Origin of the sequence: Streptomyces sp. NPDC127100 (assembly GCF_042724095.1) — a bacterium.
Taxonomy (GTDB): Bacteria; Actinomycetota; Actinomycetes; order Streptomycetales; family Streptomycetaceae; genus Streptomyces.
Window position 1 is genome coordinate 478,549 of record NZ_JBHXFL010000001.1, and the last position, 21,022, is coordinate 499,570.

Annotated in this window: 16 protein-coding genes and 1 pseudogene; 8 read left to right on the plus strand and 9 right to left on the minus strand. The window is 72.6% G+C overall.

Annotated features, from left to right (window positions below; genetic code table 11):
- Positions 1–11 precede the first annotated feature (11 nt).
- From cydB to ACFWJB_RS02310, 4 genes are all read left to right on the plus strand, one after another.
- Entirely contained in the window at positions 12–1,016 is a 1,005-nt protein-coding gene (gene cydB, locus ACFWJB_RS02295) for a cytochrome d ubiquinol oxidase subunit II (RefSeq protein WP_386919731.1), read from the plus strand.
- Between the two features lie 21 nt (positions 1,017–1,037).
- The gene (gene cydD / locus ACFWJB_RS02300) at positions 1,038–4,547 is read left to right on the plus strand and encodes a thiol reductant ABC exporter subunit CydD (protein ID WP_386919733.1); all 3,510 of its coding nucleotides are present in this window, start codon (positions 1,038–1,040) and stop codon (positions 4,545–4,547) included.
- Between the two features lie 72 nt (positions 4,548–4,619).
- Entirely contained in the window at positions 4,620–6,302 is a 1,683-nt protein-coding gene (locus ACFWJB_RS02305; RefSeq protein WP_386919735.1) for a GAF domain-containing sensor histidine kinase, read from the plus strand.
- Positions 6,303–6,425: 123 nt separating this feature from the next.
- Complete coding sequence (locus ACFWJB_RS02310) at positions 6,426–7,475, plus strand: peptidoglycan DD-metalloendopeptidase family protein (protein WP_386919737.1); 1,050 nt, start codon at positions 6,426–6,428, stop codon at positions 7,473–7,475.
- 36 nt (positions 7,476–7,511) lie between these two features.
- On the opposite strand, the gene ACFWJB_RS02315 is transcribed toward ACFWJB_RS02310, so the two are convergent.
- The 5 genes and pseudogenes from ACFWJB_RS02315 to ACFWJB_RS02335 all read right to left on the minus strand — a co-directional run.
- Positions 7,512–8,396, minus strand: coding sequence for an HAD-IIB family hydrolase (locus ACFWJB_RS02315; RefSeq protein WP_386919739.1), 885 nt, complete (start codon positions 8,394–8,396; stop codon positions 7,512–7,514).
- Positions 8,397–8,444: 48 nt separating this feature from the next.
- Entirely contained in the window at positions 8,445–9,350 is a 906-nt protein-coding gene (locus ACFWJB_RS02320; protein WP_386919741.1) for an LLM class flavin-dependent oxidoreductase, read from the minus strand.
- Positions 9,351–9,445: 95 nt separating this feature from the next.
- Positions 9,446–10,009: an RNA 2'-phosphotransferase gene (locus ACFWJB_RS02325; protein ID WP_386919743.1), complete on the minus strand. Its 564-nt coding sequence runs from the start codon at positions 10,007–10,009 to the stop codon at positions 9,446–9,448.
- A 112-nt stretch (positions 10,010–10,121) separates the two neighbouring features.
- Positions 10,122–11,879, minus strand: a complete 1,758-nt coding sequence (locus ACFWJB_RS02330; protein ID WP_386919745.1) for an SDR family oxidoreductase — start codon at positions 11,877–11,879, stop codon at positions 10,122–10,124.
- Positions 11,876–11,974 (minus strand): annotated as a pseudogene (locus tag ACFWJB_RS02335) (Xaa-Pro aminopeptidase); the annotation flags it as partial. The gene ACFWJB_RS02330 and the pseudogene ACFWJB_RS02335, both read right to left, overlap by 4 nt.
- Before the next feature lie 198 nt (positions 11,975–12,172).
- On the opposite strand from ACFWJB_RS02335, the gene ACFWJB_RS02340 reads away from it, so the two are divergent.
- From ACFWJB_RS02340 to ACFWJB_RS02355, 4 genes are read left to right on the plus strand one after another with little or no spacing between them, the layout of a single operon-like run.
- Entirely contained in the window at positions 12,173–13,135 is a 963-nt protein-coding gene (locus ACFWJB_RS02340) for an ABC transporter ATP-binding protein (protein WP_385459293.1), read from the plus strand.
- Positions 13,125–14,042 (plus strand): ABC transporter permease, encoded by a 918-nt coding sequence (locus ACFWJB_RS02345; RefSeq protein ID WP_385459196.1) that lies wholly within the window; start codon positions 13,125–13,127, stop codon positions 14,040–14,042. Before ACFWJB_RS02340 ends, ACFWJB_RS02345 begins: the two co-directional genes overlap by 11 nt.
- Positions 14,043–14,094: 52 nt before the next feature.
- The gene (locus tag ACFWJB_RS02350; protein ID WP_385459194.1) at positions 14,095–15,006 is read left to right on the plus strand and encodes an ABC transporter ATP-binding protein; all 912 of its coding nucleotides are present in this window, start codon (positions 14,095–14,097) and stop codon (positions 15,004–15,006) included.
- A gap of 11 nt (positions 15,007–15,017) precedes the next feature.
- Positions 15,018–15,737, plus strand: a complete 720-nt coding sequence (locus tag ACFWJB_RS02355) for an ABC transporter permease subunit (RefSeq protein ID WP_386919748.1) — start codon at positions 15,018–15,020, stop codon at positions 15,735–15,737.
- A 308-nt stretch (positions 15,738–16,045) separates the two neighbouring features.
- Here the strand turns inward: ACFWJB_RS02355 and ACFWJB_RS02360 are convergent, their stop codons facing one another.
- The 4 genes from ACFWJB_RS02360 to efeB form a co-directional block, all read right to left on the minus strand.
- Positions 16,046–16,864: an HAD family hydrolase gene (locus tag ACFWJB_RS02360; RefSeq protein ID WP_385459192.1), complete on the minus strand. Its 819-nt coding sequence runs from the start codon at positions 16,862–16,864 to the stop codon at positions 16,046–16,048.
- Positions 16,861–18,138, minus strand: a complete 1,278-nt coding sequence (gene serS / locus ACFWJB_RS02365) for a serine--tRNA ligase (RefSeq protein WP_386919750.1) — start codon at positions 18,136–18,138, stop codon at positions 16,861–16,863. Before serS ends, ACFWJB_RS02360 begins: the two co-directional genes overlap by 4 nt.
- Positions 18,139–18,689: 551 nt before the next feature.
- Positions 18,690–19,622 carry a prephenate dehydratase gene (gene pheA / locus ACFWJB_RS02370; RefSeq protein WP_385459188.1) on the minus strand — a complete coding sequence of 311 codons (933 nt, stop codon included), beginning with the start codon at positions 19,620–19,622 and terminating at the stop codon, positions 18,690–18,692.
- 84 nt (positions 19,623–19,706) lie between these two features.
- Complete coding sequence (gene efeB / locus ACFWJB_RS02375) at positions 19,707–21,020, minus strand: iron uptake transporter deferrochelatase/peroxidase subunit (RefSeq protein ID WP_386919753.1); 1,314 nt, start codon at positions 21,018–21,020, stop codon at positions 19,707–19,709.
- Positions 21,021–21,022: the final 2 nt, after the last annotated feature.

Here is a 21,022-nt window from a genome sequence, read left to right on the forward strand (position 1 = left end):
GCTGCACAGTCATGGAACTCCACGACGTCTGGTTCGTCCTGATCGCCGTCCTGTGGACCGGCTACTTCTTCCTGGAGGGCTTCGACTTCGGGGTCGGCGTGCTCACCAAGCTGCTCGCCCGCGACCGGGCCGAGAAGCGGGTGCTGATCAACACCATCGGCCCTGTCTGGGACGGCAACGAGGTGTGGCTGCTGACGGCCGGCGGTGCGACCTTCGCCGCCTTCCCCGAGTGGTACGCCACCCTCTTCTCCGGCTTCTACCTGCCCCTGCTGGTCATCCTGCTCTGCCTGATCGTCCGGGGTGTCGCCTTCGAGTACCGGGTGAAGCGGCCCGAGGAGCGCTGGCAGCGCAACTGGGAGAACGCGATCTTCTGGACCTCGCTGATACCGGCGTTCCTGTGGGGCGTCGCCTTCGGCAACATCGTCCACGGGGTGAAGATCGACCGTGACCTGGAGTACGTCGGCAGTGTCTGGGACCTGCTGAACCCGTACGCCCTCCTCGGCGGCCTGCTCACGCTGACCCTGTTCACCTTCCACGGAACGGTGTTCACCGCGCTCAAGACCGTCGGGGAGATCCGCGAACGGGCGCGGGCCCTGGCACTGAGGCTGGGTCTCGTCACCGCGGTGCCGGCCCTCGTTTTCCTGCTGTGGACGCAGGCCCACAGCGGCGACGGCAAGAGCCTGGTCGCGCTGGTGGTGGCCGTCGCCTCCCTGACCGTCGCGCTGGCGGCGAATCAGGCGGGCCGCGAGGGATGGGCGTTCGCGCTGTCCGGCGTCACCATCGTGGCCGCCGTGGCGATGCTCTTCCTGACGCTCTTTCCGAACGTCATGCCGTCCACGCTCGACGCGGACTGGAGCCTCACCGTCACCAACTCCTCGTCCAGCCCCTACACGCTCAAGATCATGACCTGGCTGGCCGTGATCGCCACGCCGGTCGTCCTCCTCTACCAGGGGTGGACGTACTGGGTGTTCCGCAAGCGGATCGGCACCCAGCACATCGCCGAACCCGCGCACTGACTCCGGCAGGGTGTGTTTCACGTGAAACCGATCGATCCACGACTGCTGCGGTACGCCCGCGCCACCCGGCTCTTCCTGGCGGCGGTCGTCGTCCTGGGGGGCGTCGGGGCCGGGTTGGTCGTCGCCCAGGCGATGCTCATCGCGGAGACGGTGGTGGGCGCCTTCCAGCACGACATGACGGCCGCCGAACTCCGCACCCCACTGCTGCTCCTGGTGGCCGTCGCCTGCGGCCGGGCTCTGGTCGGCTGGCTCACCGAGCTGGCCGCCCACCGGGCGAGTGCGGCCGTGAAGTCGGAGCTGCGGGGCCGGCTGCTGGAGCGGGCGACCGCGCTCGGACCCGGCTGGCTGGGCGGACAGCGCACCGGATCGCTCGTCACCCTGGCCACCCGGGGTGTCGACGCCCTCGACGACTACTTCTCGCGCTACCTGCCGCAGCTGGGTCTGGCGGTGGTCGTGCCGGTGGCGGTGCTGGCCCGGATCGTCACCGAGGACTGGGTCTCGGCGGCCATCATCGTCGCCACCCTCCCGCTCATCCCGGTCTTCATGATGCTGATCGGCTGGGCCACGCAGGCGCGGATGGACCGGCAGTGGCGGCTGCTGTCCCGGCTGTCCGGGCACTTCCTGGACGTGGTCGCGGGACTGCCGACGCTGAAGGTGTTCGGACGGGCCAAGGCGCAGGCCGAGTCGATCAAACGCATCACCGGTGAGTACCGGCAGGCGACCGTGCGGACCCTGCGGATCGCCTTTCTGTCGTCCTTCGCCCTGGAACTGCTCGCCACGCTCTCGGTGGCGCTCGTCGCCGTGACCATCGGCATGAGGCTCGTCCACGGCGACATGGCCCTGTACGACGGCCTGGTCGTGCTCGTGCTCGCGCCCGAGGCCTACCTGCCCCTGCGGCAGGTGGGGGCGCAGTACCACGCGGCGGCCGAGGGGCTGGCCGCCGCCGAGGAGATCTTCTCGGTGCTGGAGACGCCCGCGCGGGCACCCGGGAGCGGGCCGGTGCCGGCGGACGGGGCCCTGTCCTTCGAAGGCGTGACCGTGCGCTACCCCGGGCGCGCCGCGGACGCCGTGGCGGACGTTGACCTCGTCGTCCGGCCGGGCGAGACGGTGGCGCTCGTCGGACCGAGCGGAGCGGGCAAGTCGACGCTCCTCAACGTTCTGCTCGGCTTCGTCCGTCCGTCCCGCGGGCGGATCACGATCGGCGGGGCCGATCTCGCCGGCCTCGACCCGGAGCAGTGGCACGCCCGCGTCGCCTGGGTCCCGCAGCATCCGCACCTGTTCGCGGGCACCGTCGCCGAGAACGTACGGCTGGCCCGTCCCGAGGCGGACGACACGGCCGTGCGGCGGGCGCTGGGCGACGCCGGGGCGCTGGAGTTCGTGGACGCGCTGCCGGAGGGAACGGACACCGTGCTCGGCGAGGACGGCGCCGGGCTGTCCGCCGGGCAGCGGCAGCGGCTCGCACTGGCCCGGGCGTTCCTCGCGGACCGGCCGGTGCTGCTGCTCGACGAGCCGACGGCCGCCCTGGACGGGGCGACCGAGGCCGAGGTCGTGGCCGCCGTGCGCAGGCTGGCGGCCGGCCGGACCGTACTGCTGGTGGTGCACCGGCCGGCCCTGCTGGAGGTGGCCGACCGCGTGGTGCGCCTGGACGAACCCACGTCCGCCCCGGCGGTCGCCGGGGTTCCGGGGCCCGTGGCGGAGCGCCCGGCCGACGTGTCGCCGGCTGTCACTGCTCCGGCTCCGGCCGACGGCCCGGGCACGCCGGACGCGGGGCCGGGCTCTCCGGCCGGCGTCCTCGCCAGGGTGCGCGCGATGTCCGCCGCCCGGCGCGGGCGCCTCGGCCTCGCGCTGCTCCTCGGCAGCCTCGCCCTCGGCAGCGCCGTGGGACTCATGGCCACCTCCGGGTGGCTCATCTCGCGGGCTTCGCAGCAGCCGCCGGTGCTGTATTTGATGGTGGCCGTCACCGCGACGCGCGCCTTCGGGATCGGGCGGGCGGTGTTCCGCTACGCCGAGCGGCTCGTCTCGCACGACGCCGTGCTGCGGATGCTGGCCGACACCCGGGTCGCCGTCTACCGGCGGCTGGAGCGGCTGGCGCCCGCCGGCCTGCGCCGCAGCCGGCGGGGTGACCTCCTGTCCCGGCTCGTCGCGGACGTCGACGCGTTGCAGGACTACTGGCTGCGCTGGCTGCTGCCCGCCGCGACCGCGGTGGCCGTCTCCGCCGTGTCGGTCGGCTTCACGGCCTGGCTGCTTCCGGAGGCCGGAGCCGTGCTCGCCGCCGGACTGCTCGCGGCCGGAGCCGGCGTCCCGCTGATCACCGGGGCCGTCGCACGGCGGGCCGAATCCAGGCTGGCCCCCGCTCGCGGTGTGCTGGCCACCCGGGTGACCGACCTGCTCACCGGCACCGCCGAACTGACCGTCGCCGGCGCCCTGCCCGGGCGGGCCGCCGAGGCGCGTCGGGCCGACGGCACGCTCACCCGGATCACCTCGCGCGCGGCCACGGCCACCGCGCTGGGCGACGGCCTCGTCGCCCTGATCTCCGGTCTGACCGTCGCCGGCGCCGCACTCACCGGCGTGCAGGCCGTGGCCGACGGCCGGCTCGCCGGAGTGGCCGTGGCCGTCGTGGTCCTCACGCCGCTGGCCGCGTTCGAGGCGGTTCTCGGGCTGCCGTCGGCCGTGCAGTATCGCCAGCGCGTGCGCAGGAGTGCCGAGCGGGTGTACGAGGTCCTCGACGCGCCGGAGCCCGTACGTGAACCGGAGCGGCCGCAGGCAGCGCCCGCGTCACCGTTCCCGGTCGTCCTCGAGGGGCTGACCGCGCGCCACCCGGGGCAGGGCCGGGACGCCCTCGCGGGACTCGATCTGACGCTGGAGGAGGGCCGCCGCGTCGCCGTGGTCGGGCCGTCCGGATCCGGCAAGACGACGCTGGCCCAGGTGCTGCTGCGGTTCCTGGATTCCGACGGGGGTTCCTACACACTGGCCGGTGCGGACGCCACCGCCATGGCCGGCGACGACGTGCGGCGGCTCGTCGGACTGTGTGCGCAGGACGCGCACCTCTTCGACAGCTCGGTGCGCGAGAACCTGCTGCTGGCCAGGAAGGACGCCACGGAGCGGGAGCTGCGCGCCGCGCTGGCACGGGCCCGCCTGTTGGACTGGGCCGAGGGACTGCCCGACGGCCTGGACACCTTGGTCGGAGAGCACGGGGCACTGTTGTCCGGCGGTCAGCGGCAGCGGCTGGCCCTGGCCCGGGCGCTGCTCGCCGACTTCCCCGTACTCGTGCTCGACGAGCCGGCCGAGCACCTCGACCTGCCGACCGCCGACGCGCTCACCACCGATCTGCTGGCCGCCACCGAGGGCCGGACGACCCTGCTCATCACGCACCGGCTGGCGGGTCTGGACGCGGTGGACGAGGTGGTGGTGCTGGACGGCGGCCGGGTCGTGCAGCGCGGCACCTACGCGGAGCTGGCGGCCGTGGAGGGGCCGCTGCGGACGATGACCGAGCGGGAGGCGGCGTCGGAGCTGCTGGTCGGAGCACGGTGACGGCGGGACAGTGCGCAAAAAATGCTGCTATTCCGACTTTCCTGAATAAAACCGTCTGATTAGGCTCGGTTCATGTCCGCAGCCCCGTCCCCCGGCCGTCCGCCTTCCCGCGACGGAGTGTCGGCCGAGCTCCTGGCGCGCGTGCCGAAGCTGCTGGAGGCGATGCGGTCGGTGGGCACGGGGCTGGAGCTGCACTCCACGCTGAACCGGATCTGCGAGACCGCGGCCGAGCTCGCGGACGCCCGGTACGCGGCCATCGGCGTCGTCGCGGAGGACGGCGACGGTCTCGCCGACTTCGTGCACCACGGCATCGACGAGGCGACCGTCCGCCGGATCGGGCACCTGCCCGACGGCCGTAAGGGCCTGCTGGGCGCCCTCGTCCGCGACCCGGAGCCGGTCCGGCTCACGGACCTGACCGGCGATCCGCGCTCCTGCGGCTTTCCCGAGCATCACCCGCCGATGCGCAGCTTCCTCGGGGTGCCCATCCGTGTGCAGGGGGAGATCTTCGGCAACCTCTACGTGACCGACAAGCGGGACGCCGAGTCGTTCGACGACTACGACCTGGCCATGGTCCGCGTCCTCGCCACGGAGGCGGGAATCGCCATCGGCAACGCGCGGCTCTACGAGTCCGCGCAGCAGCGGGAGCGCTGGATCGACGGCTCGGTCGCCGTGACCACCGCGCTGCTGTCCGGCGGCGACACCGACGACGCCCTCCAGGTCGTCGCCGAACAGGCCCGCCGGCTCTCCGGGGCGGCCGCCGGAATCGTGCTGCTGACCGCCGACGGGGGAGGCATGGAGATCGCGGCCGTCGCGGCGCCGCGCCCCACGGACGCGCTGGGCACGGTCGTCCCGCCGGACAACGGGGTGATCGCAGAACTCCGTGCCGGGCGAGCCGTGTTCGTCGACGACGCGGCCACCGACCCGCGACTGGACACCGGGCCGGTGCGTGCCTACGGGCCGATCATGCTCCTGCCGCTGTGCAGCCACGGACGGATCCTCGGCAGCCTGGTCATGCCCCGGGCGCGGGGAGGGCGTCCGTTCACGCGGACGGAGCGCGAGCTCGGCGGCCAGTTCGCCGCACAGGCCGCGCTGGCACTGATGATGTCCGACGCGCAGCGGGACCGGGAGCGGCTCGCCGTGTACGAGGACCGCGACCGCATCGCCCGTGACCTGCACGACCTCGTCATCCAGCGGCTGTTCGCCACGGGCATGATGCTGGAGAGCGCCCAGCGCGGACCGCTCGTGCCCGGGGTGCGCGACGGAGTGGGCAGGGCCGTCGACGAACTCGACGTGACCATTCAGGAGATCCGCTCGGCGATCTTCGCGCTGCGGCAGCCCGCCGAGGCTCCCGCAGGGCTGCGCGCCCGGGTGCTGCGGGAGATCACCATGGCGTCCGTGCCGTTGGGCTTCACCCCCTCGTACCGCTTCGTCGGCCCGGTCGACGGCGCGGTCGGCGACCTGACCGGCAAGAACCTCATCGCCGCCCTGCGCGAGGCGCTGTCCAACGCCTTCCGGCACGCCCGGGCCACGCGGATCGACGTGGTCGTCGACGCGGAGGTGACGCTGCCGGACGGGCGGCCGGGCGTCCGGCTGACCGTCGCGGACGACGGGGTCGGCATCCCCGAGGGCGGCAGGCGCAGTGGCCTGCGCAATCTGGAGCGCCGCGCCGAGACGCTCGGTGGCGCGAGCCGCGTCGGACCCGGCCCGGAAGCGGACGGCCACGGGACGACGGTGCGGTGGGAGGCACCGTACTGAGGAGCCGTCAGGTGCGCGCTGACCCGTGTGCAGCAACGGCACTGGGCCGTGTGCAGCAATCGGTCCCCCTCCCGTACGACACGGACGGGACCGCGCGCCCGTGTCCGGGCCACGATCGCTGCCATGCTCTCACCTCGCCGCCGTCCGCTGCTCGTCCCGGTCGTGCTGTGCGCACTCGCCGTACTCGCCGCCGGTCCGGCCGGAGCCACCGACGGGAGCGGCGGGTCCGGCACCGCCGCCGCGGCGCGGGTGGCACGGCTGTACGAGGAGGCCGCCAAGGCCACCGAACAGTACGAGCGGGGCCGGCGTGAGGCCGAGGCGCAGCGGTCCAGGGCCCGGCGCTACGACGAGCTGCTCGACCGGCAACGCCAGGAGGTCGCCGCCGTGCACGAGGACCTGGGCAGCATCGCCCGCGCCCAGTACCGCGGTGGAGGCGGCCTCCCGCTCACCGCGCGGATGGTCCTCGCCGACGACCCGGACGAGCTGATGCGCGGTCAGCACGCGCTGCGACGGGCCGACCTGGCCGTGGACAGGGCCCTCGGCCGGAGCCGGCGGGCCGAGGCCCGGTTCGCCGCCGACGAGGCCCGGGCGACCGCGGCCTGGCAGGCACTGGAGAGACGGAACGGGGAGCTGGCGGCCCTCAGGAAGACGATCGAGCACAAGCTGCTGGCCGCACGTTCCCGGCTGGCGGGGGAGGCGAACGCGTCGGTGACGGACGGCTCCTGCCCCGGCGCGGTCCGCCTGGACCAGCCGGAACCGCGCTCCTCGCGGGCGTGGGTCGCGCCGGTGGAGACGTACCGACTGTCGGCGTCCTTCGGCAGCGGCGGGGCGCGGTGGGCGAACCGCCACACCGGGCAGGACTTCGCCGTGCCGGTCGGGACGCCGGTGCGGTCGGTCGGCGAGGGCCGGGTGGTGAGGGTGACGTGCGGAGGCGCCTTCGGCATGCAGGTCGTCGTGCGGCACCCGGGGGGCTACTGCACGCAGTACGCCCATCTCGCCGCCGTCTCGGTCCGCCAGGGCGAGCGGGTCGGACCGGGGCGGTGGATCGGCCAGTCGGGCAGCACCGGCAACTCCACCGGGCCGCACCTGCATTTCGAGGTGCGGGTCACACCGGAGCCGGGCTCGGCCCTCGACCCGGTGCCGTGGCTGGAGCAGCGCGGGGTGCCGCTCTGAACGGGCCGGTCCGCGGTCGCGTCCGGACCCGGCTCGTCACAAGGTCTGCGCCAGGATGCGCTCCACCACCACCGCGACCCCGTCGTCGTTGTTGGCGACCGTCCGGCCCGAGGCGGCGGCGATCACGTCCGGGTGCGCGTTGCCCATGGCGTAGGACCGCCCCGCCCAGGTGAGCATCTCGACGTCGTTCGGCATGTCCCCGAAGGCGACGACCTCCTCGTGCGAGATGCCGCGCTCGGCGCAGCACAGGGCCAGCGTGCTGGCCTTGGAGACCTCCGGACCGCTGATCTCCAGCAGGGCGCTGGGGCTGGACCGGGTGACGTTGGCGCGGTCGCCGATGGCGAGGCGGGCCAGCGTGAGGAAGGCGTCGGGCTCCAGCTCGGGGTGGAAGGCGAGGATCTTGAGGACCGGCTCGGCCCCGTCAAGCCCCGGCGCCAGCAGCTCCTCGGCGGGCGCGAGGGTGTCGGGCACCTCGATGTGCAGCTTCGGGTACGCCGGCTCCTGATGGAAGCCGTAGGTCTGCTCCACCGCGTACACCGTGCCGGGGGCCGCGTCGCGCAGCAGCCGTACGGCGTCCAGCGCGTTCTCGCGGGCGAGCTCCCGGACCTTCACGAAACGATGGGCACCGGGGCCGCCGTGCAGGTCGACCACGGCCGCGCCGTTGCCGCAGATGGCGAGGCCGTGTCCGTGGACGTGCTCGCTGACGACGTCCATCCAGCGGGCGGGGCGGCCGGTGACGAAGAAGACCTCGATGCCCGCCTTCTCGGCGGCCGCCAGTGCCGCGACCGTGCGCGGGGAGACCGACTTGTCGTCGCGCAGCAGCGTGCCGTCCAGGTCGGTGGCGATCAGTCGCGGGCGCACGGCGGCGGCCGGGGTCTCGGGCTGTCGGGTCGCTGAGGTCACCCGGCCATTGTCACGCATATGCCCGCACGCCCGTGCGGGAGTCCGCACATCTGTGAGCCACGGCTCTCATCCCTGCAACTGCGCCGGGGCCTCCATGGCGATCCGCTCGAAGATCTTCTCGTCGGCCGTGAAGTCCGAGTCCGGGATGGGCCAGTGGACGACGAGCTCGGTGAAGCCCAGGTCACGGTGGCGGCCGGCGAAGTCGACGAAGGCGTCCACGGACTCCAGCGGACGGCTGCGGTCCGGGGTGAAGCCGCTGAGCAGGACCTTGTCGAGCTCGCCGACCTCACGGCCGATCGCCGCGCAGGCGTCGGCCAGCTTGTCGGCCTGGGCTCGCAGCGCCCGGTCCGACTGCTCGGGGGTGCCGTTCTCGTAGAGCTTCGGATCACCGGTGGTCACCCATGCCTGCCCGTACCGCGCGGCGAGCCGCACGCCTCGCGGGCCGGTCGCGGCCACCGCGAACGGCAGCCGGGGCCGCTGGACGCAACCCGGGATGTTGCGCGCCTCGTGGGCCGAGTAGAAGTCGCCCTCGTACGACACGGCGTCCTCGGTGAGCAGCCGGTCGAGCAGCGGGAGGAACTCGCCGAACCGGTCGGCCCGCTCACGCGGCGTCCACGGCTCCTGGCCGAGCGCGGTGGCGTCGAAGCCGGTGCCGCCCGCTCCTATGCCGAGCGTGATGCGGCCGCCGGAGATGTCGTCGAGGGAGATGAGCTCCTTGGCCAGCGTCACCGGGTGCCGGAAGTTCGGCGAGGTGACCAGGGTGCCCAGGCGCAGGCGCTCGGTCACGGCGGCGGCCGCCGTGAGCGTCGGCACGGCACCGAACCACGGGCCGTCACGGAAGCTCCGCCAGGACAGGTGGTCGTAGGTGTACGCGGTGTGGAAACCGAGCTGCTCGGCCCGGGTCCAGGCCGAACGGCCGCCTTCGTGCCAGCGGCGGTACGGAAGGATCACAGTGCTCAAGCGAAGACTCATGCCTCCGAGCCTATGCGGCCGGTCCCTGTTTCACGTGAAACGGCCGCCGGCCGTCACCGTGTGCGACTGGACCCCCACCCGGCGATCGCATGGTGTCAGTGCGGGCCGGGAAAACGCAGATAGCGCGGAGGCACGGCCTTGGTCAGCCAGACCCCGTTCGCGCTGACGTGGAAGACGTGGCCGTCGCGGTGCATGGCGGCGGCGTCCACCGACAGGACGACCGGCCTGCCGCGTCGGGCGCCGACCCGGGTGGCGGTCTCCCGGTCCGGTGAGAGATGCACGTGGTTTCGGTTCATGGGGCGCAGGCCCTCGGCCCGGATCGCGTCGAGGGCGCGGGCCACGGTCCCGTGGTGGAGATACGCCGGCGGTTCCGCCGCGGGCAGCCCGAGCTCCACGTCGACGCTGTGTCCCTGGCTGGCCCGGATGCGGGTGCCCTCGACGGCGAACCGCCGCTTGTCGTTGGTGGCGACCACGTGGTCCAGCTCCTGCCGGGTGAAGCGGAAACCGTGCGCGGCCGCCGCGGCGATCAGCGCGTCGATCTCGACCCAGCCGGCCTCGTCGAGGGTGAGCCCGATGCGGTCCGGCTGGTGCCTTAGATGCTTCGACAGGTACTTGGACACCCGCACGGTGCGTCTGTCGTCCCTCTGTTCTCCGTCCATGCGACCAGCGTGCCGAGAGGGGCACGCGTCGCGCGAACGGTTTTGCCGCCCGAGGTGCGGGTCACGGCCGTACGAGGGTGTCCGCAGGCCCGTGGGGACGCTCCCGCGGCGGCTACAGCGGCGGCGACACCCGGGCGAGCCTGCGCAACGCCCCCGGCAGGTAGCGGGACGCGAGGTGGGCGCCGCGTGCCTCGGGTGTGACCGGGACGACGGCCCGGTCGTGCACCACGGCCTCGAGGATCGCGGCGGCGACCTTCTCCGGCGGGTAGTTGCGCTTCCCGTACCACCGGGCGGTGCGCTGCTGCCGTCGCCTCTCCTCGCTCGCGTCGACCCCGGCGAAGCGCGCCGTCGAGGTGATGTTGGTGTTGACGAGGCCCGGGCAGATCGCCGTCACGCCGATCCCCTGCCCGGCCAGTTCGGCGCGCAGGCACTCGCTGAGCATCAGCACGGCCGCCTTGGACGTGCTGTAGGCGGGCAGTACCCTGGAGGGCAGGAAGGCGGCCGCCGACGCGGTGTTCACGATGTGGCCGCCCTGTCCCCGCTCCGCCATCTGCCGGCCGAAGAGGCGGCACCCGTGGATCACGCCCCACAGGTTGACGTCGAGGACCTTCTTCCAGTCCTCCGGCGTGGTGTCGAAGAAGGAGCCCGACAGGCCGATCCCGGCGTTGTTCACCAGGACGTCCACCACGCCGTACTCCGCGGCGACCCTGGCGGCGAGCTTCTCCATGGACTGCTCGTCGGACACGTCGGCGGTTTCCGCCCAGGCCTGCCGGGCGCCGAGCAGCCGTGACCGCTCCGCGGTGCGGGCCGCGGACGCGGCGTCCCGGTCGACGGCCACCACGCGAGCGCCGGCCTCGGCGAACGCGAACGCCGTCGCCCGGCCGATGCCGCTGCCCGCGCCCGTGACCAGGACCAGCTGACCACCGAAGCGGTCGGCGTGCCTGCCGCTCGCCGTCGCCCCGGTCCGTCCGCCCTCGACGTCGGTGACGAACTCCGTGATCCAGTCCGCGAGCCGGTCGGGCCGGGTGCGCGGCACCCAGTGCTTGGCGGGCAGGGTGCGGCGGGTCAGCCGCGGCGCCCACCGTTCCAGTTCGTCGTGGAGCCGCTCCGAGAGGAACGCGTCGCCGAGGGGCGTGACGAGCTGGACGGGCACGTGCGCGTAGGCGTCCTCGCGCGGGTGCCGCAGCCGGGGCCGGACGTTGTCCCGGTACAGCCAGGCTCCGTGCGCGGCGTCCGACGGCAGGGACGCGGTCGGGTAGTCCCCGCCGGGCACCTTCTCCACGCGCCGCAGGATGCCCGGCCAGCGCTTGCCGAGCGAGCCGCGCCAGGCCAGTTCGGGCAGGACCGGTGTGTGCAGCAGGTAGACGTACCAGGACTTGGCGCCCTGGCCGAGGAGCTGGCCCACGCGGCGCGGGGTGGGCCGCCTGACCCGCCGGCCGATCCAGTGGCCGAAATGGTCGAGGGACGGCCCCGACATCGAGGTGAAGGACGCGATGCGGCCCTCGGTGCGCCTGACCGTGACGAACTCCCACGCCTGCACGGAGCCCCAGTCGTGACCCACCAGGTGCACGGGCCGACCGGGGCTGACCGCGTCCGCCACGGCCAGGAAGTCGTCCGTCAGCTTCTCCAGCGTGAACCCGCCGCGCAGCGGGCTCGGTGCGCTGGACCGGCCGTGGCCCCGGACGTCGTAGAGCACCACGTGGAACCGGCCGGCGAGGCGGGCGGCCACCTCGGACCAGACCTCCTTGCTGTCCGGGTAACCGTGTACCAGGACGACCGTCGGCTGCCCCGGGTCACCCAGCTCGGCCACGCACAGCTCGACATCGCCCGAGCGCACCCGGCGCTCCCGTGCTCCGTCCGGAACCGTCATCTCTCCTCCGCCCAGCGCCGCACGTGCGGCAGATCGTCGTCCGGACGAACGGCTCTGCTCCGGGGACCCGCGGAGTCGGTGACGACCAGGAGATCCCCCCGTCCGTGACGCCGCCGAATCTCCCAGTTGTTAGACCCGGCGTCAATAGGGCGGAGGCGCGGCCCCCGGACCCCGGGCCGTGACCCTCAGGTACCGCATCCCCTACGGGCGGGTACTACTCGAGTCTGACCCGAAGACGGCTCTCCGGTCTGACGACCGGCGTGGCGGGCGTCACTACCGTCGTGGATGTGACTGTGATCGCGACCGAAAGCCTGAGCAAGCGGTTCCCCCGGGTGACCGCGCTCGACCGGCTCTCCGTGGACATCGGACCCGGTGTGACCGGACTCGTGGGTGCCAACGGCGCCGGCAAGTCCACCCTGATCAAGATCCTGCTGGGTCTGTCCCCCGCCACCGAGGGCCGGGCCCGGGTGCTCGGACTCGACGTCGCCACGCAGGGCGCCGACATCCGCGAGCGGGTCGGCTACATGCCAGAACACGACTGCCTGCCGCCCGACGTCTCGGCCACCGAGTTCGTCGTCCACATGGCGCGCATGTCCGGCCTGCCCCCGACCGCCGCGCGGGAACGGACCGCCGACACACTGCGCCACGTGGGACTGTACGAGGAGCGCTACCGCCCCATCGGCGGCTACTCGACCGGCATGAAGCAGCGCGTGAAGCTCGCGCAGGCCCTCGTCCACGACCCGCAACTGGTCTTCCTGGACGAGCCGACCAACGGCCTCGACCCGGTCGGCCGCGACGAGATGCTCGGCCTCATCCGCCGCGTCCACACCGACTTCGGCATCTCGGTCCTCGTCACCTCCCACCTGCTCGGCGAACTGGAACGCACCTGCGACCACGTGGTCGTCGTCGACGGCGGCAAGCTGCTGCGCTCCAGCTCCACCACCGACTTCACCCAGACCACGACGACCCTCGCCATCGAGGTCACCGACACCGACGAGCACCCCGACGGCACCCGCGCGGTGCGCGACGCGCTCCACGCGCGCGGGGTGACCACCGAGGACGGCAGCGGCCTGCCCGGCGCCGGCCACACCCTGCTGCTCAGCGCGTCGGGCGAGGAGACGTACGACCTCGTCCGGGACGTCATCGCGGACCTCGGCCTGGGCCTGGTGCGCATGGAGCAGCGCAGGCACCACATCTCGGAGGTCTTCAAGGACAGCGACGCAGCACGGAAGGAGGAGGTCGGCCATGGCAACTGAACAGCCCCTGCCGGCACCCGCCACGGGGCCGGGCGACCAGACCCGCATCCACAACATCGGCTACCGCAGCTACGACGGCCCCCGCCTCGGCCGCGCCTACGCCCGCCGCTCCCTGTACTCGCAGTCCCTGCGCGGCGCCTACGGCCTCGGCCGCTCGGCCAAGTCCAAGGTCCTGCCGATGCTCCTGTTCGTGGTCATGTGCCTGCCCGCCGGCATCATGGTCGCCGTCGCCGTCGCCACCAAGGCCGACGACCTGCCCCTGGACTACACGCGCTACGCGATCGTCCTCCAGGCCGTCATCAGCCTCTACGTCGCCTCCCAGGCACCCCAGTCGGTCTCGCGCGACCTGCGCTTCAAGACCGTGCCGCTCTACTTCTCACGGCCCATCGAGACCGCCGACTACGTCCGCGCCAAGTACGCGGCCCTGGCCTCGGCGCTCTTCCTCCTCACCGCCGCCCCCCTGCTGGTGCTGTACGTGGGCGCCCTGCTCGCCAAGCTCGACTTCGCCGACCAGACCAAGGGATTCGCACAGGGACTCGTCTCCGTGGCACTGCTCTCGCTGCTCTTCGCCGGCCTCGGCCTGGTCATCGCCTCGGTCACGCCGCGCCGCGGCTTCGGCATCGCGGCCGTCATCGCCGTCCTGACCATCACCTACGGCGCGGTCTCCACCCTCCAGGCCATCGCGGAAGTCCAGGACAGCTCCGGCTCCATCGCCTGGATCGGCCTGTTCTCGCCGATCACCCTCATCGACGGCGTGCAGTCCGCGTTCCTGGGCGCCACGTCCTCCTTCCCCGGCGGGACCGGCCCCGGCACCGCGGAGGGCGCGGTCTACGTCCTCGTCACCCTGGGTCTGATCGCCGGTGCGTACGGGCTCCTGATGCGCCGTTACAAGAAGGTGGGCCTGTGACCACGCCCGACCCGTCGGCCGCCACCACCCTCACGAGGAACGGGCTGCGCCCATGAGCACTCTCTCCATCGACCGCGTCTCCCGCTGGTTCGGCAACGTGGTCGCCGTCAACGACATCACGATGACGATCGGCCCCGGCGTCACCGGCCTGCTCGGCCCCAACGGAGCCGGGAAGTCCACCCTCATCAACATGATGGGCGGCTTCCTCGCACCCTCCACCGGCACCGTCACCCTCGACGGGCAGCAGGTCTGGCGCAACGAGACCATCTACCGGCACATCGGCATCGTCCCCGAACGCGAGGCGATGTACGACTTCCTCACCGGCCGCGAGTTCGTCCTCGCCAACGCCGAACTCCACGGCCTGGGTGCCAAGGCCGCCCAGCAGGCCCTCGCCACGGTCGAGATGGAGTACGCGCAGGACCGCAGGATCGCCACGTACTCCAAGGGCATGCGGCAGCGCGTGAAGATGGCGTCCGCCCTCGTCCACCAGCCCTCCCTGCTCCTGCTCGACGAGCCGTTCAACGGCATGGACCCGCGCCAGCGCATGCAGCTGATGGACCTGCTGCGCCGCATGGGCGACGAGGGCCGCACCGTGCTGTTCTCCTCGCACATCCTCGAAGAGGTCGAACAGCTCGCCCGGCACATCGAGGTGATCGTCGCCGGTCGTCACGCGGCCAGCGGCGACTTCCGCAGGATCCGCCGCCTGATGACCGACCGGCCGCACCGCTACCTGGTGCGCTCCAGCGACGACCGGGCCCTCGCGGCGGCGCTGATCGCCGACCCGTCGACGTCCGGCATCGAGGTCGACCTCGCCGAGGGCGCGCTGCGCGTCCAGGCCGTCGACTTCGGCCGGTTCACGGCCCTGCTGCCCCGGGTCGCCCGCGACCACGGCATCCGGCTGCTCACGGTCTCGCCGTCCGACGAGTCCCTCGAGTCCGTCTTCTCGTATCTCGTCGCGGCGTAGGAGGCCGAAGAATGTACGACCCCACAGTCGCCCGGCTCACCTACCGGGCCCTGCTCGGCCGCCGCAGGGCCCTAATCCTCGGGGCCCTCCCCCTGCTGCTGCTCGTCATCGCCGTGGCGGTGCGGGCCCTCACCGGAGCCGACGACCAGACGGCCTCCGACGTGCTCGGCGGGTTCGCGCTCGCCACCATGGTGCCGATCATCGGTGTCATCGCCGGCACCGGAGCCATCGGCCCCGAGATCGACGACGGCTCGGTCGTGTACCTGCTGTCCAAGCCCATCAAGCGGCCGACGATCATCTTCACCAAGCTGATCATCGCCGTCGCCGTGACCATGGTGTTCTCCGCCGTGCCCACGCTGCTCGCCGGCCTGATCCTCAACGGCAACGGCCAGCAGGTCGCCGTCGCCTACACGATCGCCGCGCTGGTCGCCTCCATCGCCTACGCCGCGCTCTTCCTGCTGCTCGGCACGGTGTCCCGGCACGCGGTGGTCTTCGGGCTGGTCTACGCCCTCGTCTGGGAGGCCCTGTTCGGCTCCCTCGTGCCCGGCGCCCGCACCCTGAGCGTCCAGCAGTGGTCGCTGGCCGTGGCGCAGAAGGTCGCCGACGGGAACCTGGTGACCTCCGACGTGGGGCTGCCGACCGCGACGGTGCTGCTGGTCGCGGTCACCGTGCTCGCGACCTGGTACGCGGGCCAGAAGCTGCGGTCGCTGACGCTCGCGGGGGAGGAGTGACCGGGCCCCGGTCCTGACGGTGCCACCGAATAACGCGTCCCGGCCCCGGGCCCACCGGGGCCGGGACGCCTTATTCGGTGGCGTCCGGTGTGCCGGGGCGGCAGTGTGATGGGTGCACGAGGCCGGCCGGCGCCGGCGCACGGACGGCCGCTTCGAGCACGCGAGAGCCTCGCGTGGGCCGGCCGAGGGGACACCGGCGCCGACCGGACCGTGCCACCGGGCCGTGACGGCACCGCGCGTCACGGCATCGCGCCGTCATGGCGCGGCCGGCCACCGCACGGGTCCACCGTGGCCCACCGCACGGGCCGTCAGAGCGCCAGCCGCTCCAGCACCGCGGCGATCCCGTCCTCGTCGTTCGAGGACGTCACCTCGTCGGCCACGGCCTTCAGCTCCGCGTGGGCGTTGGCCATCGCCACGCCCCGGGCGGCCCAGCCGAACATCGGGATGTCGTTGGGCATGTCGCCGAAGGCGATCGTGTCCGCGGCCTTCAGACCGAGCCGGCGCGCCGCCAGCGACAGCCCGGTGGCCTTCGACAGGCCGAGCGGGAGGAGCTCGACGACGCCCGCACCCGCCATGGTGACCGTGACGAAGCCGCCCGCGGCCTGCCGGGCCGCCTCGGCCAGCTCGTCGTCCGACAGGGTCGGGTGCTGGATGTAGATCTTGTTCAACGGTGCCGACCACAGGTCCGAGGCATCGGTGAACGGCACCGCCGGAAGGTCGCCCCCGACCGCGTACCCCGGGCCGACCAGCACGTCGCCGTCCAGCCCGTCGCGGCTCGCCGCCAGGTACAGCGGGCCGGTCTCCGCCTCGATCTTCGCCAGCGCCACCCCGGCCAGCTGCCGGTCCAGCGTCACCGAGGTCAGCAGCCGGTGCTCCCCGGCGTGGTAGACCTGCGCGCCCTGCCCGCAGACGGCCAGCCCGTCGTACCCGAGGTCGTCGAGTATGTGGCGGGTCCACGGCACCGCGCGGCCGGTGACCACGATGTGGGCCGCGCCCGCCGCGGTGGCCGCGGCCAGCGCCTCACGGGTGCGCTGCGAGATCGAGTCGTCGCTGCGCAGCAGGGTGCCGTCGAGGTCGGTCGCGATCAGCCGGTAGGGGAACCCCCCGGCGGAACCGGTGTCGCTCACTTGGCCACCGGCTCCAGGACCTCCCGGCCGCCCAGGTACGGGCGCAGCACCTCGGGCACGCGCACCGAGCCGTCGGCCTGCTGGTGGTTCTCCAGGATCGCCACGATCGTGCGCGGTACGGCGCACAGGGTGCCGTTGAGCGTCGCCAGCGGGCGCACCTTCTTGTCCTCGCGGACGCGGATCGACAGGCGGCGGGACTGGAACTCGGTGCAGTCCGAGGTCGAGGTCAGCTCGCGGTACTTGCCCTGGGTCGGGATCCACGCCTCGCAGTCGAACTTGCGCGAGGCGGAGGCGCCCAGGTCGGCGGAGGCGACGTCGATGACGCGGAAGGGCAGCTCCAGCGACGTCAGCCACTGCTTCTCCCACTCCAGCAGGCGCTGGTGCTCCGCCTGCGAGTCCTCGGGGAGGACGTAGGAGAACATCTCGACCTTGTCGAACTGGTGCACGCGGAAGATGCCCCGGGTGTCCTTGCCGTGCGAGCCCGCCTCGCGGCGGAAGCAGGGCGAGAAGCCGGCGTAGCGCAGCGGAAGCCGGGAGGCGTCGAGGATCTCGTCCATGTGGTACGCGGCGAGCGGCACCTCGGACGTGCCGACCAGGTACAGGTCGTCCTTGTCGAGGTGGTAGACGTCCTGGGCGGCCTGGCCGAGGAAGCCGGTGCCGGCCATGGACTGCGGGCGTACCAGCGCGGGAGTCAGCATCGGCGTGAAGCCGGCCGCCGTCGCCTGGGCGATCGCCGCGTTGACGAGGGCGAGCTCCAGGAGCGCGCCGACGCCGGTCAGGAAGTAGAAGCGCGAGCCGGACACCTTGGCGCCGCGCTCGACGTCGATGGCGCCGAGCAGCTGGCCCAGCTCCAGGTGGTCGCGGGGCTCGAAGCCCTCGGCCGCGAAGTCGCGGTGCGTGCCGTGCGTCTCCAGCGTGACGAAGTCCTCCTCGCCGCCGACGGGTACGTCGGGGTGGACGAGGTTGCCGAGCCGCTGGAGCAGCTCCTGGGTGTCGGCGTCGGCGGCGTCGCGATCGGCGTCGGCGGCCTTGACGTCGGCGGCGAGCCGGCTCGCGCGCTGCAGCAGCTCGGCCTTCTCGTCTCCGGTGGCCTTGCCGATGAGCTTGCCGAGGCCCCTCTGCTCGGCGCGCAGCTCGTCGAAGCGGACGCCGGACGACCTGCGCCGCTCGTCGGCAGACAGGAGGGAGTCGACGAGCGCGACGTCCTCTCCACGGGCGCGCTGCGACGCACGCACACGGTCGGGGTCCTCACGGAGCAGGCGAAGGTCAATCACGCGGTCAAGGCTACCGGTGCGCGGTGACGGCTCACGACTCACTATTGCCGACCGCGTTCCGCGCGCTCGGACAGGGGGGAAATGGTGCCTTGTGTTCCCGCCTGCCGCATCTGTCAATAAAGGGCGTCTCATTCCCTGGAACGATGCAGGCGGCGGGTGCCGGGTTGACCCGACTTCCTTGCGCTGAAGGGCACTTGGGGACTCGTCTGTCCACAGGGGGTGCGGGTCGGGGAAAGTTATCCACAGCCTGTGCGAAAGTTCTGTGGACTCCGGAAGTGATCATTCCTAATCGGGCATGTGCGGGCATGCGGGACGAGAATTTCCCGCGCCAAACCCCCTGCGTGCGCACTTTCGAGTGGAAAGGGGTCACTCCGGAGGGGGGAGGGCACGAAACAGGTGAACGAGGGGTGACTTGGCCCCCTGTGGACGAAGTGGGTGCCCGTAGGGTGATTTGTCGACCGAAGGGTGCTTCGTTGTCGACTTGTCCCCAGGTCGAGAAGTGGGCCTGTGGATAACTTCTGTGGATAACGAAAATCGGCAGGTACGACGGGTCAGAACCGGCCGTCCTGGCATCGCGCCACCCAGTCGGCCGCCGCGGTGAACTCCTCGTCCGAGGTTCCCCGCCGCAGCGGCGCCAAATCCGCCGCATCGACCTCCGCACGCGGATACGAGCCCAGGTAGCGCACCTGGAGGCAGATCCTCTTCAGGCCCATCAGGGCCTCGGCCACCCGCCGGTCGGAGATGTGCCCCTCGGCGTCGACGCAGAAGCAGTAGTTGCCGATGCCGGCGCCGGTGGGGCGGGACTGAAGCAGCATGAGGTTGATGCCCCGGGTGGCGAACTCGCCCAGCAGGTCGCGCAGCCCGCCGGGGTGGTCGTCGCGCTGCCAGAGGACGACGGACGTCTTGTCCGCACCGGTGGGCGCCGCGGGCCGGGCGGGGCGGCCCACGAGCACGAACCGCGTCTGGGCGTTCTCCGCGTCGTGGATCTGGGACTCGAGGACCTCCAGGCCGTACCGCTCGGCGGCGAACTCGCCGGCGAAGGCGGCGTCGTACCGGCCCTCCTGCACGAGGCGGGCACCGTCGGCGTTGGAGGCGGCCGACTCCCAGGCCACGTCCGGCAGGTGTGCCTTGAGCCAGTTGCGCACCTGGGGCTGGGCGGCCGGGTGGGCGGTGACCGTCTTGATGTCCGACAGCTTCGTGCCGGGGCGGACCAGCAGCGCGAAGGTGATGGACAGCAGCACCTCGCGGTAGATCATCAGGGGCTGACCGGCGACCAGCTCGTCCAGGGTGGTGGTGATGCCGCCCTCGACGGAGTTCTCGATCGGCACGAACGCGGCCTCGGCCTCGCCGACGCGGACGGCGTCGAGCGCCGACTGGACGGACACGTAGGGGACCAGTTCCCGGGTCGCCGTCTCGGGAAGTGTGCGCAGGGCGACTTCGGTGAACGTGCCTTCGGGACCGAGATACGCGTAACTGGCGGGCATGAGCCTCACCTTAGTGGCCTCGCCGTAAGCCCAGCACGCTTCCCCGGCCCGCCACCCCACGGGGTGACCCGTCGGGGCGACGGGTCACCCCTCCAGCAGTCGCTGCCCCACGTACTCGCCCTCCGCGGCCCCGCCCGGGACGGCGAACAGGCCGCTGGCCTCGTGCCGGACGAACCGCGACAGCGCGTCCCCGCGGTCCAGCTTGCGCTGCACCGGCACGAAGCCGCGCAGGGGGTCGGCCTGCCAGCAGATGAAGAGGAGGCCCGCGTCGGGGACGCCGTCGGTGTCGAAGCCGTCGTGGTACGAGAACGGGCGGCGGAGCAGGGTGGCGCCGCCGTTCTGGTCGGGACGGGTGATGCGGGCGTGCGCGTTGATCGGGACGACCAGCTTGCCGGACCCGTCCGTCTTCTCGAGGTCCATCTCGGTCGTCTCGGTGCCTCCGGACAGGGGGGCTCCGTCGGACTTGCGGCGTCCGATGACGTCCTCCTGGGCCTTGGCGGAGAGTCGCTCCCAGTCGTCGAGGAGCATGCGGATCCGGCGTACGACCACGTAGGAGCCGTTCGCCATCCACGCGGGCTCGCCCTTCTCGGGCACGAAGATCCGCTCCTCGAAGCCGGCGTCGGCCGGCTTGGGGTTGCGGGTGCCGTCGACCTGGCCCATGAGGTTGCGGGTGGTCATGGGGTGGGCGGTGGCGCCGGGTGAGCGGTTGAAGCCGTTCATCTGCCAGCGGATGCGCGCGGCCGCCCCGGCGTCCCGCTGGATCGCGCGCAGCGCGTGGAAGGCGACCAGGGCGTCGTCGGCACCGATCTGCACCCACAGGTCGCCGTTGCTGCGGGCCTTGTCGAGGTGGTCCGAGGAGAAGTCGGGCAGGGGGTCGAGGGCGGCCGGGCGCTGACCGTCCAGCCCGGTCCGGCCGAAGAAGCTGTGGCCGAAGCCGAAGGTGATGGCCAGGGAGGACGGGCCGGCGTCCAGCGCGACGCCCGTGTCACCGGTTCCGGCCGGTTCGCCGGCCATCAGCCGCCGGGCGGTGTCGGACCAGCGGCGGAGCAGTGAGGCGGCCTCGTTGCGCCCGGCGCCCGGCTTCAGGTCGAAGGCGACGACGTGCCCGCGGGCCTGCATCGGGGTGGTGATGCCGGGCTGATGTTTCCCGTGAAACATCACCTGCTCGCTGCCCACCGTGGTGAGCGGCGTGGCCGCGGAGGAGGGAGCGGCGGCGTACCCCACGGCGCCGCCCGCCGCGCCGAGCGCGAGCCCGGTGGCACCGGCGGTACCGAGGAGCCGCCGCCGTGAGATGCTCCCACGCGGCTCGGCGTCGCCGGCGTCGTGCGGGCCGGGCCCGGCGGATGCCCCGGGTGTCGCCTCTGGGGTGCGGGTCTCCGGGGTGGACTGGTCAGCCATGG